The organism is Lysinibacillus sp. RC79 (assembly GCF_041262405.1).
Classification (GTDB): domain Bacteria; phylum Bacillota; class Bacilli; order Bacillales_A; family Planococcaceae; genus Lysinibacillus.
Genome location: NZ_JBGCCD010000009.1, coordinates 100,810 through 121,756, shown reverse-complemented (window position 1 = coordinate 121,756; position 20,947 = coordinate 100,810). Strand labels below are relative to the sequence as shown.

The 20,947-nt window shown below is 36.7% G+C and carries 16 protein-coding genes and 1 pseudogene; 15 read left to right on the top strand and 2 right to left on the bottom strand.

The window, feature by feature from the left end; all coding sequences use genetic code 11:
- The first annotated feature begins 71 nt into the window (after positions 1 to 71).
- The 10 genes from allW (at position 72) to arcC (ending at position 13,377) form a co-directional block, all read left to right on the top strand.
- Positions 72 to 1,517 (top strand): allantoin permease, encoded by a 1,446-nt coding sequence (gene allW / locus ABH968_RS11325; protein ID WP_370044128.1) that lies wholly within the window; start codon positions 72 to 74, stop codon positions 1,515 to 1,517.
- A 15-nt stretch (positions 1,518 to 1,532) separates the two neighbouring features.
- Positions 1,533 to 2,897: an allantoinase AllB gene (allB, locus tag ABH968_RS11320; RefSeq protein WP_370044127.1), complete on the top strand. Its 1,365-nt coding sequence runs from the start codon at positions 1,533 to 1,535 to the stop codon at positions 2,895 to 2,897.
- Positions 2,898 to 3,425: 528 nt separating this feature from the next.
- The gene (locus ABH968_RS11315) at positions 3,426 to 5,048 is read left to right on the top strand and encodes a lactate permease LctP family transporter (RefSeq protein ID WP_370044126.1); all 1,623 of its coding nucleotides are present in this window, start codon (positions 3,426 to 3,428) and stop codon (positions 5,046 to 5,048) included.
- Between the two features lie 287 nt (positions 5,049 to 5,335).
- On the top strand, positions 5,336 to 6,565 hold the full coding sequence (gene allC, locus ABH968_RS11310; RefSeq protein ID WP_370044125.1) for an allantoate deiminase: 1,230 nt from the start codon (positions 5,336 to 5,338) through the stop codon (positions 6,563 to 6,565).
- A gap of 27 nt (positions 6,566 to 6,592) precedes the next feature.
- The gene (allE, locus tag ABH968_RS11305; RefSeq protein ID WP_370044124.1) at positions 6,593 to 7,396 is read left to right on the top strand and encodes a (S)-ureidoglycine aminohydrolase; all 804 of its coding nucleotides are present in this window, start codon (positions 6,593 to 6,595) and stop codon (positions 7,394 to 7,396) included.
- A 186-nt stretch (positions 7,397 to 7,582) separates the two neighbouring features.
- A complete protein-coding gene (gene allD, locus ABH968_RS11300; protein ID WP_370044123.1) occupies positions 7,583 to 8,632 on the top strand; it encodes an ureidoglycolate dehydrogenase in 1,050 nt (349 codons plus the stop codon).
- Positions 8,633 to 8,649: 17 nt separating this feature from the next.
- Entirely contained in the window at positions 8,650 to 10,407 is a 1,758-nt protein-coding gene (locus ABH968_RS11295) for an acyl-CoA synthetase FdrA (protein WP_370044122.1), read from the top strand.
- Entirely contained in the window at positions 10,407 to 11,672 is a 1,266-nt protein-coding gene (locus ABH968_RS11290; RefSeq protein WP_370044121.1) for a YlbE family protein, read from the top strand. Before ABH968_RS11295 ends, ABH968_RS11290 begins: the two co-directional genes overlap by 1 nt.
- On the top strand, positions 11,669 to 12,439 hold the full coding sequence (locus ABH968_RS11285) for an oxamate carbamoyltransferase subunit AllH family protein (RefSeq protein ID WP_370044120.1): 771 nt from the start codon (positions 11,669 to 11,671) through the stop codon (positions 12,437 to 12,439). The genes ABH968_RS11290 and ABH968_RS11285 overlap by 4 nt, the downstream gene beginning before the upstream one ends.
- Positions 12,440 to 12,444: 5 nt before the next feature.
- Positions 12,445 to 13,377, top strand: a complete 933-nt coding sequence (gene arcC / locus ABH968_RS11280; protein ID WP_370044119.1) for a carbamate kinase — start codon at positions 12,445 to 12,447, stop codon at positions 13,375 to 13,377.
- A gap of 176 nt (positions 13,378 to 13,553) precedes the next feature.
- On the opposite strand, the pseudogene ABH968_RS11275 reads toward arcC, so the two are convergent.
- A pseudogene (locus tag ABH968_RS11275) lies at positions 13,554 to 14,446 on the bottom strand (MMPL family transporter).
- Between the two features lie 752 nt (positions 14,447 to 15,198).
- Here ABH968_RS11275 and ABH968_RS11270 point away from each other — a divergent pair.
- Positions 15,199 to 15,681, top strand: a complete 483-nt coding sequence (locus ABH968_RS11270; protein ID WP_370044118.1) for an immunoglobulin-like domain-containing protein — start codon at positions 15,199 to 15,201, stop codon at positions 15,679 to 15,681.
- Between the two features lie 501 nt (positions 15,682 to 16,182).
- Positions 16,183 to 17,127 carry an alpha/beta hydrolase fold domain-containing protein gene (locus ABH968_RS11265; protein ID WP_370044117.1) on the top strand — a complete coding sequence of 315 codons (945 nt, stop codon included), beginning with the start codon at positions 16,183 to 16,185 and terminating at the stop codon, positions 17,125 to 17,127.
- A gap of 171 nt (positions 17,128 to 17,298) precedes the next feature.
- Here the strand turns inward: ABH968_RS11265 and ABH968_RS11260 are convergent, their stop codons facing one another.
- Positions 17,299 to 17,778 (bottom strand): MarR family winged helix-turn-helix transcriptional regulator, encoded by a 480-nt coding sequence (locus ABH968_RS11260; RefSeq protein WP_370044116.1) that lies wholly within the window; start codon positions 17,776 to 17,778, stop codon positions 17,299 to 17,301.
- A gap of 196 nt (positions 17,779 to 17,974) precedes the next feature.
- Between ABH968_RS11260 and ABH968_RS11255 the strand changes: the two genes are divergently transcribed.
- The 3 genes from ABH968_RS11255 (at position 17,975) to ABH968_RS11245 (ending at position 20,947) form a co-directional block, all read left to right on the top strand.
- Complete coding sequence (locus ABH968_RS11255) at positions 17,975 to 19,198, top strand: MalY/PatB family protein (protein WP_370044115.1); 1,224 nt, start codon at positions 17,975 to 17,977, stop codon at positions 19,196 to 19,198.
- The gene (locus ABH968_RS11250) at positions 19,195 to 20,484 is read left to right on the top strand and encodes an amidohydrolase (RefSeq protein ID WP_370044114.1); all 1,290 of its coding nucleotides are present in this window, start codon (positions 19,195 to 19,197) and stop codon (positions 20,482 to 20,484) included. The genes ABH968_RS11255 and ABH968_RS11250 overlap by 4 nt, the downstream gene beginning before the upstream one ends.
- A 256-nt stretch (positions 20,485 to 20,740) precedes the next feature.
- Entirely contained in the window at positions 20,741 to 20,947 is a 207-nt protein-coding gene (locus ABH968_RS11245; RefSeq protein WP_370044113.1) for a DUF3311 domain-containing protein, read from the top strand.

Here is a 20,947-nt window from a genome sequence, read left to right as displayed (position 1 = left end):
ACTCTGATTGTATACTATTTTTGAAGGTTATTATACGTATAATCCTTTATTAATATGAAAGGAGAATCATTATGCTAGAACAAGGTCAGGGTATTCAACGAGATACTTCGTTTTTTGAAAAGCGCGGTTACAACAAGGATATCATGCCAAAGTCGCTTGAACAAAGAAATTCATCTGCATTTAACTTTTTTACGCTGTGGATGGGGGCAGTGCATAACATTCCTAATTATACAGCTGTCGGTGGATTCTTACTATTAGGATTATCACCATTTCAAGTGATGTTATCACTTGTTATAAGTTCATTCTTAATTGCTTTACTACTTGTTGTAAATGGATACGCAGGCTCAAAATATGGTATCCCATTTGCCATGCACTTAAGACATACATATGGTGATATAGGTGCCAAACTACCAGGTGTATTACGTGGTGTTGTAGCCGGCATTGCTTGGTTTGGTTTACAAACATTTGCTGGTTCACAAGCTTTATTGATTCTAATGAATAAAATTTTTCCAGGGTTCAGTGATATTGGGAGTGGTACTACAATTTTAGGTATTACTATTCCGGGATTAATAGCTTTCTTGTTTTTCTGGGTAATTAACTTTGCCATTGGTATTGGCGGAGGGGGAACATTAAATAAATTTACTGCTATTTTAAACCCAATGATTTATATAGTTTTTGGTGGTATGGCTATTTGGGGCATTAAAGCTGGTGGTGGACTCAGTAATATTTTGAGCTATGAACTGAGTTCGGAGGGGAATCTTTTATATCCAACCATTTTAGCATTTATCTTAGTGTTTAACTCATTACTTGGTGTTTGGGCTGCACCAGGCGCAAGTGTTTCTGACTTCACACAAAATGCGAAATCAACAAGAACGCAAATTATTGGACAAGTCTCTGGTATTGTTGCTGCTCATATTTTGTTTGCATTTTCAAGTGTAACAATTTTAATTGGGGGGTCAATTTATTTTGGTCAACAAGAGTGGAATATACTGAATATTATCAATCAATGGGATAGTATTTGGGCTATCTTCTTTGCTACAGGAGTACTCCTATTGACAACAATTTCTACAAATGCAACAAGTAATATTATTCCGGCAGCATACCAATTAAGTGCGTTATTTCCAAAGCAAATTAATTATCGTCGTGGCGTATGGATTGCATCTATCGCAAGTATTATTACCATGCCGTGGAAGATGATGGAGAATAGTGATAGTATCTTCATGTTTTTAAATATGATTGGTGCCATTCTTGGTCCAGTTGCGGGTGTCATGATTGTAAAATTCTACTTCATTTCGAAGCGTAGGATCGATATCGATGAATTGTATTTTGATAGAAACAGCAACGAACGGCCAAAAGTGAGAATTAATATACAAGCTTATATTGCAACCATCGTTGGTGTATTTATTTCCTTATTAGGTTTTATACCAAAGTTCCACGTCATTTTGGATTTTTCATGGTTTATCGGATTTTTCACAGCAGGTATTTTACTTTTATTATTAAACATTTTTAAAAAATAGAGGAGGATGATTCTCATGAAATTCGATTTAATTATCAAAAATGGATTAGTTATTCTAGAAAATGGTGAGCAAGAAGTCGAAATAGGGATTAAAAAAGGTAAAATCACCGCAATCGGTAAAGATTTAGGTGAAGATGCAAAGATTATTGATGCAAAAGGCTTAATCGTATCTCCAGGTATGGTAGATGCACACGTACATATTACGGAACCAGGAGGAGGGTATCGTGATGAATGGGAAGGTTATGATACAGGTACACGTGGCTCTGCAAAAGGTGGTGTAACAACAATTATCGAAATGCCGTTAAACCAAGTACCTGCAACAATTGATGGTCAATCTATCAAAGAAAAATTTAGAGCTGGAGAAGGGAAATTATCCGTAGATGTTGCAAGCTATGGTGGATTAGTGCCATTTAACTTAGACGGCGGTATTCAAGAATTAGATAACAATGGTGTCGTTGCGTATAAATGTTTTGTAGCGACATGTGGTGACCGTTCTATAGAAGGTGACTTCATGAACGTAAATGACTATGCACTATATGAAGGTATGAAACAAATTGCGGAGACAGGTAAAATATTATCTATTCACGCTGAAAATGCTGAAATTACTGATCGATTAGGAGAAATAGCATATAAAAATGGTGAAACATCATTACGTGCTTATGTAGATTCACGACCTGTATTTACAGAAGTGGAACCTATTCGAAAAATAATCCTATTTGCTAAAGAAACCGGTTGTCGCGTGCACATTGTTCATGTAGCTTGTGAAGAGGGCGTAGATGAAATTGTAAAAGCGCAACAAGAAGGTGTCGATATTACATGCGAAACATGTACACACTATCTATATTTCTATAAAGAAGAATTAGATGATATCGGTCCGGTTGTCAAATGTTCCCCGCCAATTCGTGAACAATCGCGTTTGGAAGGTATGTGGAATCGTGTACTTAATGGGGATATTTCATTCGTCACATCAGATCATTCACCATGTTCACCAGACTTGAAAGATAAGGACAATGCCTTTGAAGCTTGGGGAGGTATCGCAGGTGTACAAAATAACGTAGACGTATTATTCGATGAAGGTGTACAAAAACGTAACATGTCATTAGCACAATTTGCAGCGATTATTGCTACAAACCCTGCGCGACGTTTTAATCTAGCATCAAAAGGTAGCATCACAGTAGGGAAAGATGCAGACTTCGTATTTATTAAAAAAGATGCACCTTATGAATTAAAAGCCGAGGACCTGGCATACCGACACAAAATTAGTCCTTATGTTGGTCGCAAAATCGGTGCACAGGTAGTGAAAACAATCCTTCGTGGTGTTGAAATCTATGACAAAGAAAAAGGGATTGTAGACGAAAAAGTAGGGCGATTTATTTCTTAGGTAATGGATAGTAGGACTCCATTTCCAGATTTAGAGGCACACGAAGAGGGATAAGTAGGAGCGGGCTGTGCATCTATCCAAACCAGTCAATATATTAGTACAAACTGTTATTGAATTAAGTATACTTCCTTCACATCATGTCATAGGAAGTAGAAAAAACACTTGATACAAACTTGGAGAATACTTTTAAATCTCTTTGAAAACCATCCATACTCATAGTGTTGGTGAACATAGCGATACGCCGCTTAGCCTTTGGAGTATTGCAAAGATATACTTGGAGCGGAGCAACGAAACAAGGTATTGGCCCTTGATAATATCTTTGTATGTATATGATGCAACATAACCTATTATTTCAGAAAAAAGGAGCCATATCCTATGGAATTGCGATGTGATTGAATTACCAATGAACGAAGAAGAACAGAAAAAAACTCGTTAATAGTGTACAAGCATTAAACGATATCTACAATTAAGTTGGTTTAACTCAATTAAATATTATAGAAATAAACTACTTAGAAAGAAGTGACAACGATGTGGTATCAACAATACGATCCACTAGGAAACGAAATAGTGAGTGGAATCATAGCCTTCCTTCCCATTCTTCTATTTCTACTAAGTTTAACAGTCTTTAAATTAAAAGGGGTTTATGCTGCAGCATTAACATTAGGAGTTACCCTTATCATTACCGTCGGAGTCTTCGGAATGCCAATTACTAAAGCCTTCGAGGCAATTCTTCTCGGTACAGGCAAAGCGCTATGGCCAATCGGTTATATCGTTATTATGGCTGTTTGGTTGTACAAGATTTCTGTTAAAGCCGGAAAATTTGAAACAGTACGTGGTAGTATCGCTAGTATTACCGAGGATCAACGTCTTCAATTATTGCTAATTGGCTTTTGCTTTAATGCCTTCTTAGAAGGAGCAGCAGGATTAGGTGTTCCAATCGCTATTTGTGCAGCATTGCTTGTGACCCTTGGTTTTAAACCAATTAAAGCTGCTGGACTTTGCCTAATCGCCAATGCCTCTACAGGTGCATTCGGTACAGTTGGAATTCCAGTTATTACTGGTGCTCAAGTAGGTGGTATGGAAATTATAGAACTTTCTAGAATGACAGCATTTATGTTACCGTTGATTTCATTTCTCGTTCCGTTTATCCTCATCTTTATTCTAGATGGGTTCAAAGGAATCAAAGAAATATTCCCAGCAATTTTAATCGTCAGTGGCGTATTTTCGGGGCTCCAATTACTAACGATTACTGTTATTGGGCCGGAGCTTGCGAATATTATCCCGTCTTTAGCTAGTATGGTAGTTTTAGCAGTATTCTTAAGAAAGTGGCAACCTAAAACGATTTACCATGAACCTGGTGTAGAAACAACAGGTAATTTAACAAACTACTCTATGAAAGAAATCATTGTAGCATGGTCACCATTTTATTTGCTCACTGGTGTTATAGCCATTTGGAGCCTCCCTGCATTTAAAAATTTATTTGCAGCTGGTGGTGCACTTGATTTTACAAACGTAGCCTTGAAAATCCCAGGATTACATGAACAAGTCATGCGTACACCGCCGATAGTAACAGAAGAAATACCTATGCCAGCAATCTTAAATCTTAACTTTGTTTCAGCAACAGGAACAGCGATTCTAGTGACTATTATTTTAACAAGTATTCTATTTCCTGCGTTAAACATAAAACAAACCGTTAATTTGCTAGGTGACACTATTAAAGAATTGTGGTTACCGGTTTTCACCATCGTTCTTGTAATGGCTTTTGCAAATCTCTCTGACTTCTCGGGACTTAGTACTTCTTTGGGACTTGCACTTGCAAAAACGGGTGACTTCTTCCCATTTGTTAGTCCAGTATTAGGATGGATTGGTGTCTTTCTCACTGGGTCTGTTGTTAATAATAACGCACTATTTGGTAGCTTACAGGTGGTTACTGGGACGCAAGTCGGTATATCACCATCTTTGTTAATGGCAGCCAATACAGCTGGAGGAAGCGTGGCAAAATTGATTTCACCACAATCTATCGCTATTGCAGCAGCAGCCGTTAATGAGACTGGAAACGAGTCAAAAATCTTTCAATATACATTACGATACAGCTTAGGATTGCTACTTCTCATATGTATCATGACATATGGCTTATCGTTTATCCTATAATGAAAATGAACTAAACCGCATGGTAAATCAAAGTTTTTGCATTGATTTACTATGCGGCTTTTTATTTTTTAAAATTCGATTCCTTAGTTATTTTAATGCTAATTATGAGTCGTTCGAAAATTATTAAATTTGCTTCGCAAGCAAGACTTCACTTTTGTATCTTAATCAAAAAAATATATTTGTTGATAGTGCATAAAAAAACCTTCCATAATTGTTCGTTATGTCAATGAATGGTTGTGAGTAAGGTCCTATAATAAAAGTAAGTTAGAGGAAGGAGTGAAACAGTAATGGGTATTCAATCAACTTTTGAAGCATTAGATAAAAAATTCACTAGTTTTGGTGGTTTAGAACAAGGTGGAATTACACGTCTGTTATATTCTCAAGAATGGAATGATGCAGTTCGTGAGCTGGAAAAAACATTCAACGAAGAAGGCTTGGAAGCAAGTTTTGACGACATCGGTAATTTATCAGGGCGTCTTGTTGGAAGTAAATATCCGGAAGAAACGATTTTGACGGGATCACATATCGACACAGTTGTTGAAGGTGGTCATCTAGATGGACAATTCGGCATCTTATCTGCACTTGTGGCCGTGAAATATTTAAAAGAAAAATATGGTCAGCCACTACGATCATTAGAAGTATTATCGCTTGCAGAAGAAGAAGGTAGTCGATTCCCTTACGCATTTTGGGGTAGTAAAAACTTCTTTAACTTAGCTAAAAAATCAGATGTCGACACAATTGAAGATGCTGAGGGTATCAAATTCGAAGTTGCGATGCGTCAATTAGGCTTTGATTACCGAAAAACAGAGGTCGTTCGTGATGACATCAAAGCATTTGTTGAAGTGCATATTGAGCAAGGTAAAGTGTTAGAGACAGAAAACAAAACGATCGGTGTTGTCAATGGGATCGTCGGCCAGAAACGCTATACTATCAACTTAAAAGGCGAAGCAAACCATGCAGGTACTACGCCAATGTCATTACGTCGAGATACAGTCGTTGCGTATAGTGAAATTGTCACAGATTTAACAAAACGTGCTAGAGAAATTGGAGAACCACTTGTGTTAACGTTCGGTCACGTTGTACCTGTACCAAACACAGTAAATGTAGTTCCTGGAGAAATTACTTTTTCAATAGACTGCCGTCATATTGATCAACAACTATTAAATGATTTTGCGGCAGAAATCGAAGATAAAATTAAATTGGTCGCTGAAGCAAATGACATGACTTATGATATTCATTTATGGATGGATGAGGCACCAACTTTGATGGATAAAGACATCGTTCAAATAATTGAACAAGCGGCCAAGGATAATGTAGGTGATCGTTATAGAGTGATGCCATCTGGTGCTGGTCATGACTCACAAATCTTTGCGAAATATGTTCCAACAGCCATGTTATTTGTACCATCTATTGGCGGAATTAGCCACAATATTAGTGAAGAAACGAAGATAGAAGACCTTGTTAAGGGTATTGAAGTATTAAGCGATGTACTTTATGAACTAGCATATAAAGAATAAAAATAATGAAAAAGGAGCCAGATACTCATGGGTTACTTAAATCAAATTCAAGGATACAGAGAAGGTTTATTAGAATCACGTTCTGTAATTAAAAAAGACAATTATGCGGTAATCACACCAGACGGCCTAGTTAATAATGTTGTACCTGGCTTCAAAGATTGTGATGTAACAATCTTAGGATCCCCACGTTTAGGTGCAAGATTTGTAGATTACTTAGTAACAGTAAAAAATCAAGGCGGAAACAAAACTGGTTTCGCTGGTGATGGTATTCAATCATTTGTATACGTTGTGTATGGCAAAATCACCGCTTATGCGGCTGGTGAAAAATACGAATTAACAGAAGGTGGGTACTTATATGTACCGCCACACTTACAGTTGACTTTTGAAAATAATAATAACGGTGAAGATAGCCGCTTATTCTTATACAAAAAACGGTACCAACCTCTTAAAGGACAACCTCTTAAAGGGTATACACCAGAAGTCGTTACAGGTAATGTGAACGACATCGAACAAGAGGCATATGAAGGTATGAAAGAAGTATTAATCCAAGACTTATTACCGAAAGAAATCGGATATGACATGAACATTCATATTCTTTCATTCAAACCAGGTGCTTCACATGGTTACATTGAAACACATGTTCAGGAACACGGTGCTTACGTATTAAGTGGGCGAGGTATGTATAACTTAGACAACGAATGGATGCCAGTTGATAAAGGTGACTATATTTTTATGGGCGCTTATGTACCGCAAGCAACTTATGCAATTGGTTTAGATGAACCATTCTCATACATTTATTCTAAAGATGCGAACAGAGACATTGATCTATAAAAAAGTACATCTTTAGTCTCTAACAGCAAAGAAAGATCGATTAGTGAAAGCATGTTTACTTAAACAACAAATCAACTGACTTACATATCTATGTGAATGAAGGTAGTGTTCATTCACATAGTGCGGTCAGAATGCAGTATATGATGGTTTTTAAGAATCTAACATTATATTAAAGGGGTTAACAAGATGCGTGTATCTAAGGAAGAACTATTTAATTTAATGAAACAAAAGTTTATGAAAGCGGGATTAAATGAAGGAGCGGCTCATGATGTTGCAGACGTATTAACTTACGCCGATCATAGAGGTATTCATTCCCATGGTGCCGTACGTGTTGAATACTATTCTGAACGAATTGCAAAAGGTGGTATTACAGCAAATCCAAACTACACATTCGAACAAACAGGACCAGCATCTGCTGTCTTTAATGGAGATAATGGTCCAGGTCACCAAGTTGCCAAACAAGCGATGGAAAAAGCAATTGAAATGGCAAAAAAATCGGGTATTGCCGTTGTTGGTATGAAACACATTTCGCATAGTGGTGCATTAGGTTACTTTGTTGAAATGGCGGCAGAGCAAGATATGGTTGCCTTAAGTATGTGTCAATCAGATCCAATGGTCGTGCCATTTGGAGGAACTGAGCCTTACTTTGGGACAAACCCAATTGCTTTTAGTGCACCATCCGCTGATGACCGTATCATCACATTTGATATGGCGACAACTGTCCAAGCATGGGGCAAAATTTTAGACGCAAGAAGTAAAAATGAATCGATTCCAAATACATGGGCAGTAGATGCAACTGGTGCACCAACAACGAATGCAAGAGATGTTCATGCACTCCTGCCAATTTCAGGTCCAAAAGGGTATGGATTAATGATGATGGTGGATATTTTATCGGGTAGCCTTCTTGGAGTTCCACACGGTATACATGTGTCTTCCATGTATCAGGACTTAACAAAAGGGCGCGATTTAGGTCAACTTCATATCGTGATTAACCCTGCATATTTTACAGATTTAGATGCTTTCAAACTACAAATTACAACAATGCTCAATGAATTAAAAACACAGCCAGCGGCAGAGGGTTATGGAGAAATTTATTACCCAGGTGAACGCGGTATATTAAGAAGTAAGGAATATGATGAAGAAGGTATTGAAATCGTAGACGACATATACAACTATCTTGTGTCAGACGATATTCATTACGATCGTTATCACGGAAAAAATAGATTTGCAGAATAATAAATTGGAGGATCATCATGTTATACACAATTATAAAAGAAAACACTTATAAAGACTCTATCGTGTTAATGCTTTTATCAAATAAGCTATCTGCAATTGACGGTGTAAACAAAGTATCAATCATGATGGGAACACCAGCGAATAAAGATATTTTCAAATCTTCAGGCTTAGGCACGGATGAATTAGAAAATGCAAAGCCAAATGATATCGTTATCGTTGTAGATACAGATCAAGAAGAAAAAGTAGACGAAGTGAAAGAAGAAGTAGAGGTAGCATTAAAAGGTGAGTCTGATTCACAAGACGCGTCTAAAGGCCAAGAAGCACATAACTGGAAACGTGCATTGGAGCTTGCTAACAATCCGAACTTAGCGTTAATTTCTATTCCTGGTCAATATGCAGCAATGGAAGCGGAAAACGCATTGAACGAAGGCTTACATGTATTCATGTTCAGCGACAATGTTTCTAAAGAAGACGAAGTGAAATTGAAACAAAAAGCGCATGAAAAAGGTTTATTAGTGATGGGTCCAGACTGTGGTACTGCACTTATTCATGGCGTACCTCTTGCCTTTACAAATAACGTAAACGAAGGCGATATTGGTATTGTTGGTGCATCAGGTACAGGCATCCAAGAAGTGACAACAATCATTGACCGTTTTGGTAAAGGTGTAACAAACGCTTTAGGTACAGGTGGACGTGATTTATCGACGGAAGTCGGTGCTATCACAATGTTAGATAGCATTAAAGCGTTAAACCAAGATTCGAAAGTAAAAGTGATTACGGTGATCTCCAAACCACCTGCAGAGGAAGTACAGCGCAAAGTATTAAACTTATTAAGAAATATTGACAAATCAGTTGTAACGTTATTTTTAGGTGACAAACCATCCTATCAAGAAGAGAACATCTATCATGCTTATACACTTGAAGAAGCAGCGGTTGTAGCTGTCCAATTATCAAATGGGGACAAACCAAATTTTGAACCGACAACAGCTGAACATGTAAACGTTTTATTAAAAGAATCACAAGTTGGTATTAAAGGCTATTATTCAGGCGGTACATTAGCATCTGAAGCAGCTATGCTAGTCAGAGATGCTTTCAAAGATACAATGACGGAAGAAAAGAACGATAGCTATGTTTTAAAAACAAAAAATCATGAAATCATTGATTTAGGTGATGATGTTTATACAAAAGGTAAACCACATCCGATGATTGATCCTGAAAAACGTATCGAAATGCTTGAAAAATCCGTCAACGACCCTGAAACAGCCGTAATCATGATTGATAACGTTATCGGTAACGGTGGTCATGAAGATATGGCTAGTGAACTAGCACCAACAATCAAACGTATTTTGGACAGTGCACGTCAAGATGGTCGTCAACTTGCAGTGCTTGCAACGGTTGTAGGTACTGCACAAGACATCCAAGGTTATGATAAACAAATTGATATTTTAAAAGATAGTGGGGCCATTATCTGTAAGACAAACGATCAAATGGTTCGTACAGCAATCCAACTTGTAGGCGGTAAAGTGGAACAACCAATTACTGATGTACAAAAATTTGACTATACAGAAGAAAGCTTAGTAGTGGATGAGAAAATTATGTCCTTAATCAATATGAAACCAAGCGTTATCAATATTGGGCTAAAAAGCTTTACGGAAGCTGTTCAAAAAAGTGGCTCAGAGTGTGTTCAATTTAACTGGCGTCCAATTGCTGGTGGCGATGAGAAGTTAATGAAAGTACTTCAATTCTTAAACTATTATGAAGGAGGTACAATCTAATGGGTTTCAAAACAATAAATGAAGCGAACGAAGCCGTTATCCAGAAGATCATAGCAGCAGCACCATTTTTAACGGATGTTGTACCTGCTAAATCTGTGATTCCTGAATTACAAGATTACGTGCTATTACATGCTGGACCTCCAATTAAATATGAAAACATGACAGATCCTATGCAAGGTTCCTGTGTTGGAGCAATCCTTTTTGAAGGATGGGCAGAAGACGAAAAGAATGCACGTGAATTACTTGAAAACGATAAGATCAAATTCATTCCATGTCACCATGTGAATGCAGTTGGACCAATGGGTGGTATCACTTCACCTAACATGCCAGTCCTTGTCGTTATTAACAAAGAGAGTGGTAACGAAGCGTACTGTCAAATGAACGAAGGGATCGGTGCAGTATTACGCTTCGGCGCTTATAATGAGCAAGTCATCAATCGTTTACACTGGATGAAAGATGTATTAGGTCCAGTATTAAGTAAAGCATTAAAAACTTTTGATGGAGGCTTGAACGTCAACGTATTGATTGCTAAAGCTATTGCAATGGGTGATGAGTTCCACCAGCGTAATATTGCAGCATCACTTGCATTTTTAAAAGAACTATCTCCAGTAATTGCATCATTAGAAGACGTTGAAAAAGAACAACGTACAGAAGTAATCCAATTCTTAGCTGACACAGACCAATTTTTCTTAAATATTGCTATGGCGACTGGCAAAGCGATGATGGATGCAGCACGTACAATCGAACACGGTACAGTTGTTACTGCAATGTGCCGAAACGGTGAAAACTTTGGTATCCGTATTGCGGGTATGGGAGACGAATGGTTTACTGGTCCTGTTAATACCCCGCAAGGATTATATTTCACTGGTTACTCAGCAGAAGATGCAAACACAGATATCGGTGATTCAGCGATTACAGAAACAATCGGTGTCGGAGGTATGGCGATGATTGCAGCCCCTGCAGTAACACGCTTTGTTGGTACGGGTGGATTTAATGATGCGCTTGAAACAAGTAATCAAATGACAGAAATCTGTATTAGCGAAAACCCGAACTTTGTCATCCCAACTTGGGACTTTAAAGGCGCATGTTTAGGTATTGATGCACGGAAAGTTGTTGAAACAGGTATCACACCAGTCATCAATACAGGGATAGCACATAAAATTGCAGGTTATGGACAAATTGGTGCCGGTACAGTCCATCCGCCAATCGAATGTTTTGAGAAGGCAATCACGGCATATGCTGAAAAGCTAGGTTTTAAAGGATGATTTTACAAGCAAGTGCGATTGGTTCAATCGCACTTCAATTATTGAATGAAGAAAAAACCTTTACCGTGCACAGTATATTTGAAAAAGGTTTAAATATTGTTGATCAAAATGATGAATTGATATTTGTTGGTACCAATGAAAATGGGACATTTCCGTTCGGGATCTTGCTTGATCCTCAAACTAAACAAACGGTAAAGACCCATATTAGGGTAGGCGATACATTAACATTTCGCAATAATCGTCTTTTTCATAACCGTTTCGAAATGGTATTTAATGTAAAAGTACTGCCGTTATATATGGATTTTGAACATGCAAATATAAATAAATTAAAAGAAAATTTTCAATACATTTCATTTACATCATATGAATCAACAGATTTTGAATCAGCACGTGTGTTGGCCTTGATCAATAGATTAAACGATCCAACCCAAAATCTTGACGAGACATTCCGTTACTTTATTGGACGCGGGCAAGGTTTAACACCAACTGGTGACGATATACTGGTCGGCATATTGTACGGGCATTTTCTAAATAATTTTATCGAACATAAACATCTCGAAACACTAAAAGCTCTCATCAAGGAACCTATAACAACCATTGTCAGTAAGCGTTTCTTAACCTGTGCTATAGACGGTATATTTAGTTCGAAGATTACAGCATTGCAGCATGATCCATCTTTAGAAAGCATGAAAAGTCTTATAGAAGTAGGCTCTTCATCTGGGATGGACACGCTTTATGGCATTTACATGTCGATAATTAAGGAGTGAAAGAAATGGGGAAAAGTGTAGTTATTGCGTTGGGCGGTAATGCAATTTTACAGCCAAAGCAAGAGGCAACTTATGAAAATCAATTCAAAAACGTAGTATCTGCAACACGCCATATGATAGAAATGAAAGAAGCGGGGCATAAAATCGTCATTACACACGGCAATGGTCCGCAAGTGGGAAATATTATTGCCCAAAATGAAGCTGCTAAAAACGTTATTGAACCACTACCAATCCATGTTTGTAACGCTGAATCACAGGGTTTCATTGGTTATATGATGGAAACAGCTTTAAAAAACCATATTAAAGAACGAGGCATTACTACAAATGTGGTTACATTGTTAACAATGGTTGAAGTGGACAAGGATGATCAAGCGTTTGAAAATCCGACTAAACCAATCGGTGTGTTTTTCTCAGAAGAAGAAGCGCAACGTTTAGAAGAACAAGGCTTTACTATGACAGAAGATGCAGGACGGGGATACAGACGAGTTGTCCCTTCACCAGAACCAAAAGTGATTCATGGTATAGATGAAATTAAACGTTTAATCGATGAAACGATTGTTATTTCATCTGGTGGTGGCGGTATACCTGTATATCGTGAAGAAAGTGGTCAACTACAAGGTATTGAAGCAGTCATTGACAAAGATCGTTCAGGATTAAAGCTTGCACAACAAGTGAATGCGGAAGTTTTCATGATGTTAACAGATGTACCAAATGTATATATCAATTTTGGGAAAGAAAATGAGCAAAAATTAAGCCGCATTACAGTAGCAGAAGCTGAACAGTATGTTGCAGAAGGACAATTCCCAGCAGGTAGTATGTTACCAAAAATGCAAGCAGCTATAGAATTTGCAAAATTAGGTAAAGAGGCAATTATTTGTTCGTTGGATGAAGCAGTAGCTGCATTAGAAGGAAAAGCAGGTACACGTATAACACAGTAAGCTTATTTATAAGTATGGTTCATGGACCGTCTTAAGGCAGGTTCAATGCTTACAAAAGCTCTTGTTAGCTGCAGAATATAGAGGCGAACCTTAAAAAGCGCAAGAAATCAATGTTAGAAACGTTGATTTCTTGCGCTTATCTGATATTTACTATTCTTTAATTTTATCTACTTAACTTACTTATCCACGTGTTTTATTCCTATTCGGCGAATACGATCCACAGCACTTAACAATGCTGGTATGAAAATCGGTAACATAACAAAGCTAAGTAAGAAAAGACCGAGAATAACAGTCATTGCTACTTCAATAAGTGTAATGATCCCTGATGGAATCAATGCCGCAAATGTACCGCCAAGAATAATAGCTGCAGATATAATAACTCCACCGATATGACGTGCAGCATCCACAAACGCTTGCGTAGAATGACCATCCATCTCTTTATAACGCATCATAAGAAGATACTGTAGTCTACGCCTAGCGCTACAATCATAATAAAACTAAAGAATGGTACATTCCATCCTAGCTCATTTACATGTAATAGTTTAGTACTTAAAAATTCACTCATTCCAAGTGCTGTAAAGTAGGTTAATACTAGAGATACTATAATAAAAAACGGTTTCAATAATGAACGAGTAATAAAGATTAGAATGATTCCGATCCCAATCAGCATAATCGTTGCTGTTTTAGTGAAGTCTTCGCTAGCAATCTTTTCAAGATCCACATTCTGAGATGTTCTCCCACCGATTCCGACCTTCGCATTTAGCTCACCACTTTTGATGATCGCTTGCACCTCTTGTTCTACTTGCTTTACAATGGCCATTGCTTCCTTTGAATAAGGATTAACAGCTAATATAATGCTCATTTTAGCTATTTTTCTATTATCAGACATATACATATTCAAGGATTTTTGGAAATCATCACTTTCTAAAACATCTTGTGGAATATAGAATTTTTCAGAGGCCTTTGATTCACTAAGACCCGTCAAATAATCTTGGGCATCGGTTAAACCTGTGCTAACTTCGTTTAAGCCTCTCGTGCTTTCTGATAACCCAGATTGTAAGGTTTTCATGTTATCAGCTAAATCCGTTAGTCCAGTAAGCATTTGCTGTTGTCCTTCGTTAATAGTCGTTAAACTTGACTCAAGGGTAGGTGTTTGGTTTGCAATTTGGCTGGAACCGTTAGCAGCTGTTTGCAATCCTTGCTTTAAGCTTGATGAACCTTCATATAGCTTATTTACACCTGCTTGTAGTTGAGGGTAACCATTATTAACTTTGGCAAGTGAAACATTTGCTTCTCTAGACGATTTTATTGCGCCATCATATTGGGAGGATAGCGCTTGTAATTTTTCCGATAACTCCTTGAAACTATAGGGTGGAAGGTTCAGAAGCGGGAAGATAGAAGTAATGGTTAGCCGATAGCAATGGGTCTGTGGTGACGCGGAATCAGAAGGAAGATGAAGGCAAAGCATAGGCCTGAGGAACACAAATCTCATAGAAGGCTAGGGATGATTGGGTGAGTGTCCACTATACTTTCAACACGAAAAATGATCTTAGCGTGAATGCAAAGCTCGCTGTCTTTTTTAAAATTTTTCAAGAAAAATGCTAATTTCACGGGGTAGCGAACGCGCGTTCTTGGTTGGGTAAATTCGAGCTAAAGAGGGAAGTCAGTAAGTAAGTTACATACAGGAACATTTAGAGATAGAGCAACTACAAATAAAAGAGGGCAGTTTTCTAAAGGATTGTTGCTATTCAATTAACGGTGCAGTTTAGTGTTGAAACTTTATTCCAAAATCAATGTCTAAATATTAAAAGGGGAGACAATTTGAAAAGGATTTTTATAGTATTGGCGGTAATTAGTTTTGCATTAGTCGGTTGTTCCCAAGAACCAGAAGGTCAAACAAGAGAACCGACAACTGACTGGGAACCTACAATATACGGAACTGTCAACAGCATTGATGGAGTAACGATGATTGTAAAGGTAGGAACGGTCTCTTCTACTGGATTGACGGTGACATTTGAGAATAACTCCGACAAGCAAATCAGCTATGGTGAACATTTTTTGTTGGAAAAGAAAATCAAGGGGAAATGGTACCAAGTTCCATTTGCCTTAGTTGGGAACCCCGCTTTTACGGATATTGGCTATAGCTTGGATTCTTCGAGTGTAAAGGAATGGAAAGTTGATTGGGATTGGCTCTATGGAAGCCTAGATAACGGTGAATACCGTATAGTAAAAGATATACTGGATTTTAGAAACGCTGGGGACTATGATAAGTATCATTTGACAGCGGAGTTTACAGTTGATTAACCAAACAGAATTAGTATTAAGGAAGATTGAGATTGTGAAATATTGTAATAAAGTAACGGGGTGCTTTAGTTAATTATTCGATTTACGATATATAAAACATACAAACAGAGTTGATTCTACACATTTTGTAGATTAACTCTGTTTGTATGTTTTAACAGCAACAATCTTTTAGAAAACAGCCTAAAAGAAACATGGCTATAGGTGTCGAATGGAATAATTCAGGGAATACATTTGTTATAATAGTTGAAATGGAGGCCCATGCTCACTTTTTTATGAGATGGAAAAGAAAATTTTAAATTTTTTATTTTGACCTTGAAGCATAGTTCAGCCTTTATACTTTAAACGATGCAGTATAGATATTAAACGCCTCCGTTCAATTAAGACATTCTATCCAACTTGTTAAAGACTTTTGATAAAGAGATACATGGCTATCTCAAATCATAATGTGTTATGAAACAACAAGATGAACAATAAAAATGTTTAAAGGAGAGAAAATAAAAAATGAGTGTAGAAATTTATAACGGAGAACGTTCTGAAGAAAGTGTTCAATTTGAAAAATTGTTAACTTCCGAAAGTAATAAAAAGAGTTTTTCTAGTATTGAAAACACCAAACAGTTTGTTAAAGAAAGAGGAACTGAAAATAGTAAGCCTTATGTTATTGGGGATGATGTTCAATTTTTAAGTGATGTTAAGGAGAGGGCATTCGAGGACATGCAGGTTTTTACATTAAATGATCAACAGTCCTTGAAGCAAAAAGTTATTTTATATTTACATGGTGGTGCTTGGACGAATCAACCTTTAAATTTTCACTGGTGGTTCTTGGATAAAATGGCGCAATCTTTGAATGCGAAAATAATTGCTCCCATTTATCCTAAAGCACCTCATTTTAACCATAAAGATACCTATCCTAAAATCCTAAATCTATATAAAGAAATTCTTAAATCTGTTGAAAGTTCCAATCAATTAACGATTATGGGAGATTCGGCAGGTGGCAATATATCACTTGGCCTGGCTCATCTTTTAAAGATGAACCATTTACCTCAACCGAAAGATATTATTTTATTGTCTGCATGTGTTGATATGAGTTTTGAAAATCCTCTTATAGCTGAATATGAAGAAAAGGATCCGATGTTAGCTAGTGAAGGAATGGAAGTCATTACAAAGATATGGGCAGCTGATAAAGATTTAAAAGACTCATTGATTAGTCCAATATACGGTGACTTTAAAGGACTTGGGAAGATTACTCATTTTATAGGAACACACGAATGTTTATATCCAGATGCAATAAGACTTGATGAAAAGCTAACTGAACAGGGAATTGAAATCAATACTTTTGTTTATCCTAAAATGAATCATGTGTTTGTTGTTATGCCAATCCCTGAAGCGGAGAATGCACAACAGAAAATTATTTCTATAATTAGTTCATTGAAAGAAATGGAGAGTTAACTGTACCTGAAGCGGCCACCAGGAAGGGAGGAAATCTTCGTTTAAAACAAGAGCTAGAGATTCAGGCAAAAATGACAGCAATTTATATCGTAAAAAAGGAGTGTTTCAAAGTTCAATTTAGACTTTGAGACACTCCTTTTATTATCAAATAGTATAGAGGAGCAAAAAAAATTAATACGCCTTTGATTTTTTGTCATTAAGCACGCTTTGTGTCCTTTGATTGATTAAGTTTAAGACTGTAATATACTTTTGAAAATCTTCAGTTGTAAATTGCTCGAGGTTTTTCAAATGACTCCGATATTCCTCTAAATCTAGATTTTTATGATATTCATAAACTATTTTGCCTTTTGGTGTTAATTCAATATTCAATTCTCGATAATTGTCCAGATTTCTATATTTAATTACTAAACCCTTTTTAATTAGTTTATCAACCATTTGAGAAACAGCACTTTTTGTACAATTTTTAATTTCTGCAATTTCAGAAGTAGTCGTTTTTACTTGATCTCCAATTAAGTTGAGTGTATGAACTTCTATCATATACAATTCATCTTCTGTTCCATATTTTCTTGGAATATTTTCGTAGGAACTAATAAGTCTAGATGTCTCGTAAATCGTTTCCATTAGCTCATAAAAAACCTTCTCTTTATCCACAATGAATCCCCCTCCCCATAATTGATAGCAAATTAATTTTAACATTTGTTTAGAATCTAGTTAATTTTAAAAATATTCAGAAATTTAAATTGACGATTTTACGGTTAAGGTGTTAAACTGAGAAAAATTTAATATAAACGTTAGAAAAATAGCCTTTTAGTAGAAAAGTTGAACACAAGCAAGAGGGGGAGAAGCATTGAAATATAATTTTGATGAAGTGGTTAATCGCAGAAATACTTATTCCTTAAAGTGGGATGGCAAAGATTTAATCAAAACAATGGGTTATACAGAAAGGTATGACTTTGAGACCATTCCACTATTTACAGCAGATATGGATTTACCCGTACCGCAACCATTGATAGATGCACTACATAAAACAGTTGATCATCGTATTTTTGGATATTCTGTTTTTCCAGATGCGTACTTTGAATCCATTCAGCATTGGTTTAAAAAGAGACATGATTGGATTATCAAAAGAGAAGAGATTGTATATAGCCCTGGAACAGTACATGCCTTGAATATAGCTATAAAAGCTTTAACTAATCCTGGTGAAGGTATCATTATTCAACGTCCTGTTTATCCGCCGTTCACAGCTGCGATAGAGGGAAGTGGAAGAGTTGTTCGAAATAATGCGTTGAAATGTGACGCTGAAGGGTATTACACAATTGATTTTGAGGATTTTGAAGCCAAAGCAAAAGAAGAAAATACAACAATGTTCATTCTCTGCAGTCCACACAATCCGACTGGAAGAGTTTTAACATATGAGGAATTAAAAACGCTTTCAGATATATGTGCGAAAAATAATGTAATTATTGTAGCTGATGAAATTCATGGGGATCTCATTAGAAAAAAACAAAAATTTATACCAATTGCAAATGTTACAAACAGTACGGATCATATCATCACGTGCACAGCCATCAATAAAACATTTAATGTTGCAGGTCTGCACTGTACAAATGTTATTATTTCAAACCCTGAGATTAGAAAAATCTTTAGCGACACAATGGGAATGCAGTTACCATCACCGTTTACAATTGCAGCTCTTATAGCTGTCTATAACGAAGGAGAGGAATGGTTAGAGCAAATAACAGAATATATTGACGACACAATAGAGTATGTGAAAAATTTCTTAGCTAAAAAAATGCCTACAGTCAAAGTTAGAATCCCTGAAGGAACATACGTGATGTGGATGGACTTTAGTGGATATGGTCTTCCGGCTCAAGAGGTTCATGATCGTATCTATAACAAAGCCAATGTGTTACTTGAGGATGGTCACTTGTTTGGAATTGAAGGTGAAGACTTCCAAAGAATCTGTATCCCATCACCAAGACCACTTATAAAAGAAGCACTTGAAAGAATCGCATTAGAATTTCAAGAAATCGAATCTAAAAATCAATTGGAAGAGGTGTATAGAGAATGAAAACAATCGAATTTGAGCTTAATGCATTAAAAGCTGCAAAAGCAATAGAAGATTATGTAATTGAGATAAGAAGAGATCTCCATAGACATCCTGAAATCGGATTACAAGAAGTACGAACAATGAGAGTGGTTACAGAGGAGTTAACTAAATTAGGCATTCATTATGAAATGGTCCCTAATGGCGGAATTATTGGTTATATTCAAGGGGGAAAACCGGGAAAAACTTTAATTCTTAGGGCAGATTTAGATGCACTTCCGATGAAGGAAGAGAAAAATAATTTAAAAAAGAAAAAAGTAGTATCTTCTGAGTCTGACCAAGCTGCTCATACTTGTGGGCATGATGGACATACAGCGATGCTTTTGGGTGTAGCGAAAATCTTGACTCAACACAAAGACAAAATTAAAGGAAGAGTGCTTCTCGCTTTTGAACAAGGGGAAGAAATGGGCGGAGGGATTTATAATCTCTGTAAACGATTACATGAAATCGGAGGAGACGGAATTTGGGGTATCCATTTAAAATCTGATCTTCCGACTGGGAAAATATCTGTTGATCCAGGCCCAAGAATGGCAGCTTCTTTTGTTTTTGATGTCTTAATAAAAGGAAAAAGTGGACATGGTTCAAGACCAGATTTGTCAGTTGCTCCATTAGACTGTTTTACCGATTTTTATAACAATTTAAGAGCGATGAGGTTAAATATTCTAGATCCTTTTAAAACAATTACCTATTCAATTGGAACGATTAATTCGGGTTCAGTAGCAAATATAATTCCGGAAAGTTTACAGTTCTCAGGAACAGCCAGATTTTTAGATTATAACCAAGGTACCCATGCAGCAAATGGATTTAAGAGAATCCTAGAAAAAGTCTGTGACCTGCATAATTGTACCTATGAATTTATTACAGAACCTAAAGAATCGGATTTAATTGTCTACAATCAAAAAGATTGTGCTCAAATTGCGATCGATGCAGTGAAAAATGCAATTGGTACAGATGCATTACATTCAATCCCCGCTTGGATGGCATCAGAATCATTTGCGTTTTATGAAAAATACTTCCCAGGTGTGTTTGCATTCGTTGGCATACAAAACCTCGAAGAAGGGATTGGGGCCGAACACCATAATGTTTACTTTGACCTAGATGAAGATGCTTTAAAACTAGGTGTGGCGGCTACTGTACAATACACAATTGATTTTCTAGATAGTGAAAAACAAGTTCATTTTACTCCTGATAAAAGAGATATAACTAGTCTATTTATTGATAACGGATTCCAGCAATTAATAAATGAATAAAATTTATTTAACTTCTTTCAGCAAATGTCTTTTGTACCGAAAGTGAAGCGTCAGCTACAGAAGTCTCCAACCTCTATAGGTGGTGAGTTAAATGCCGATTTAAGCTTCTTTCAGCGGATGTCCAAACACCAGCTGAAAGAAGTTAAAGCCTCCGGCGGATGTCACAGAATCGGAAAGGAGTTCTTTGTGCAAGCACAAAGCCGATTCTAGACACAATTATGCCGAGGCATAATTGATTAAAAAGGAGATAGGAAAAATGACACAAAAAAGGCTCTGCTATTTACTCTCGTTCATTGCATATTTCGGAATGCCTTTAGGAGTTCCTTTTATTAAAAGTACCGAACCATATGTCTTAGGTCTTCCATTTTTATTATTTTGGATGGTTTTATGGATCTTTTTAGGAACAGGTTTAATGATTTTAGTACATCGTATAAATCCTGATGCAAAAGAGGAGACGGAATAA

Coding starts and splice junctions, on each gene's coding strand:
- ABH968_RS11245 (WP_370044113.1), top strand. CDS start 20,741: ATGACACAAAAAAGGCTCTGCTATTTACTCTCGTTCATTGCATATTTC.
- allB (WP_370044127.1), top strand. CDS start 1,533: ATGAAATTCGATTTAATTATCAAAAATGGATTAGTTATTCTAGAAAAT.
- allD (WP_370044123.1), top strand. CDS start 7,583: ATGCGTGTATCTAAGGAAGAACTATTTAATTTAATGAAACAAAAGTTT.
- allE (WP_370044124.1), top strand. CDS start 6,593: ATGGGTTACTTAAATCAAATTCAAGGATACAGAGAAGGTTTATTAGAA.
- ABH968_RS11265 (WP_370044117.1), top strand. CDS start 16,183: ATGAGTGTAGAAATTTATAACGGAGAACGTTCTGAAGAAAGTGTTCAA.
- ABH968_RS11285 (WP_370044120.1), top strand. CDS start 11,669: ATGATTTTACAAGCAAGTGCGATTGGTTCAATCGCACTTCAATTATTG.
- ABH968_RS11315 (WP_370044126.1), top strand. CDS start 3,426: ATGTGGTATCAACAATACGATCCACTAGGAAACGAAATAGTGAGTGGA.
- allC (WP_370044125.1), top strand. CDS start 5,336: ATGGGTATTCAATCAACTTTTGAAGCATTAGATAAAAAATTCACTAGT.
- ABH968_RS11290 (WP_370044121.1), top strand. CDS start 10,407: ATGGGTTTCAAAACAATAAATGAAGCGAACGAAGCCGTTATCCAGAAG.
- arcC (WP_370044119.1), top strand. CDS start 12,445: ATGGGGAAAAGTGTAGTTATTGCGTTGGGCGGTAATGCAATTTTACAG.
- ABH968_RS11250 (WP_370044114.1), top strand. CDS start 19,195: ATGAAAACAATCGAATTTGAGCTTAATGCATTAAAAGCTGCAAAAGCA.
- ABH968_RS11295 (WP_370044122.1), top strand. CDS start 8,650: ATGTTATACACAATTATAAAAGAAAACACTTATAAAGACTCTATCGTG.
- allW (WP_370044128.1), top strand. CDS start 72: ATGCTAGAACAAGGTCAGGGTATTCAACGAGATACTTCGTTTTTTGAA.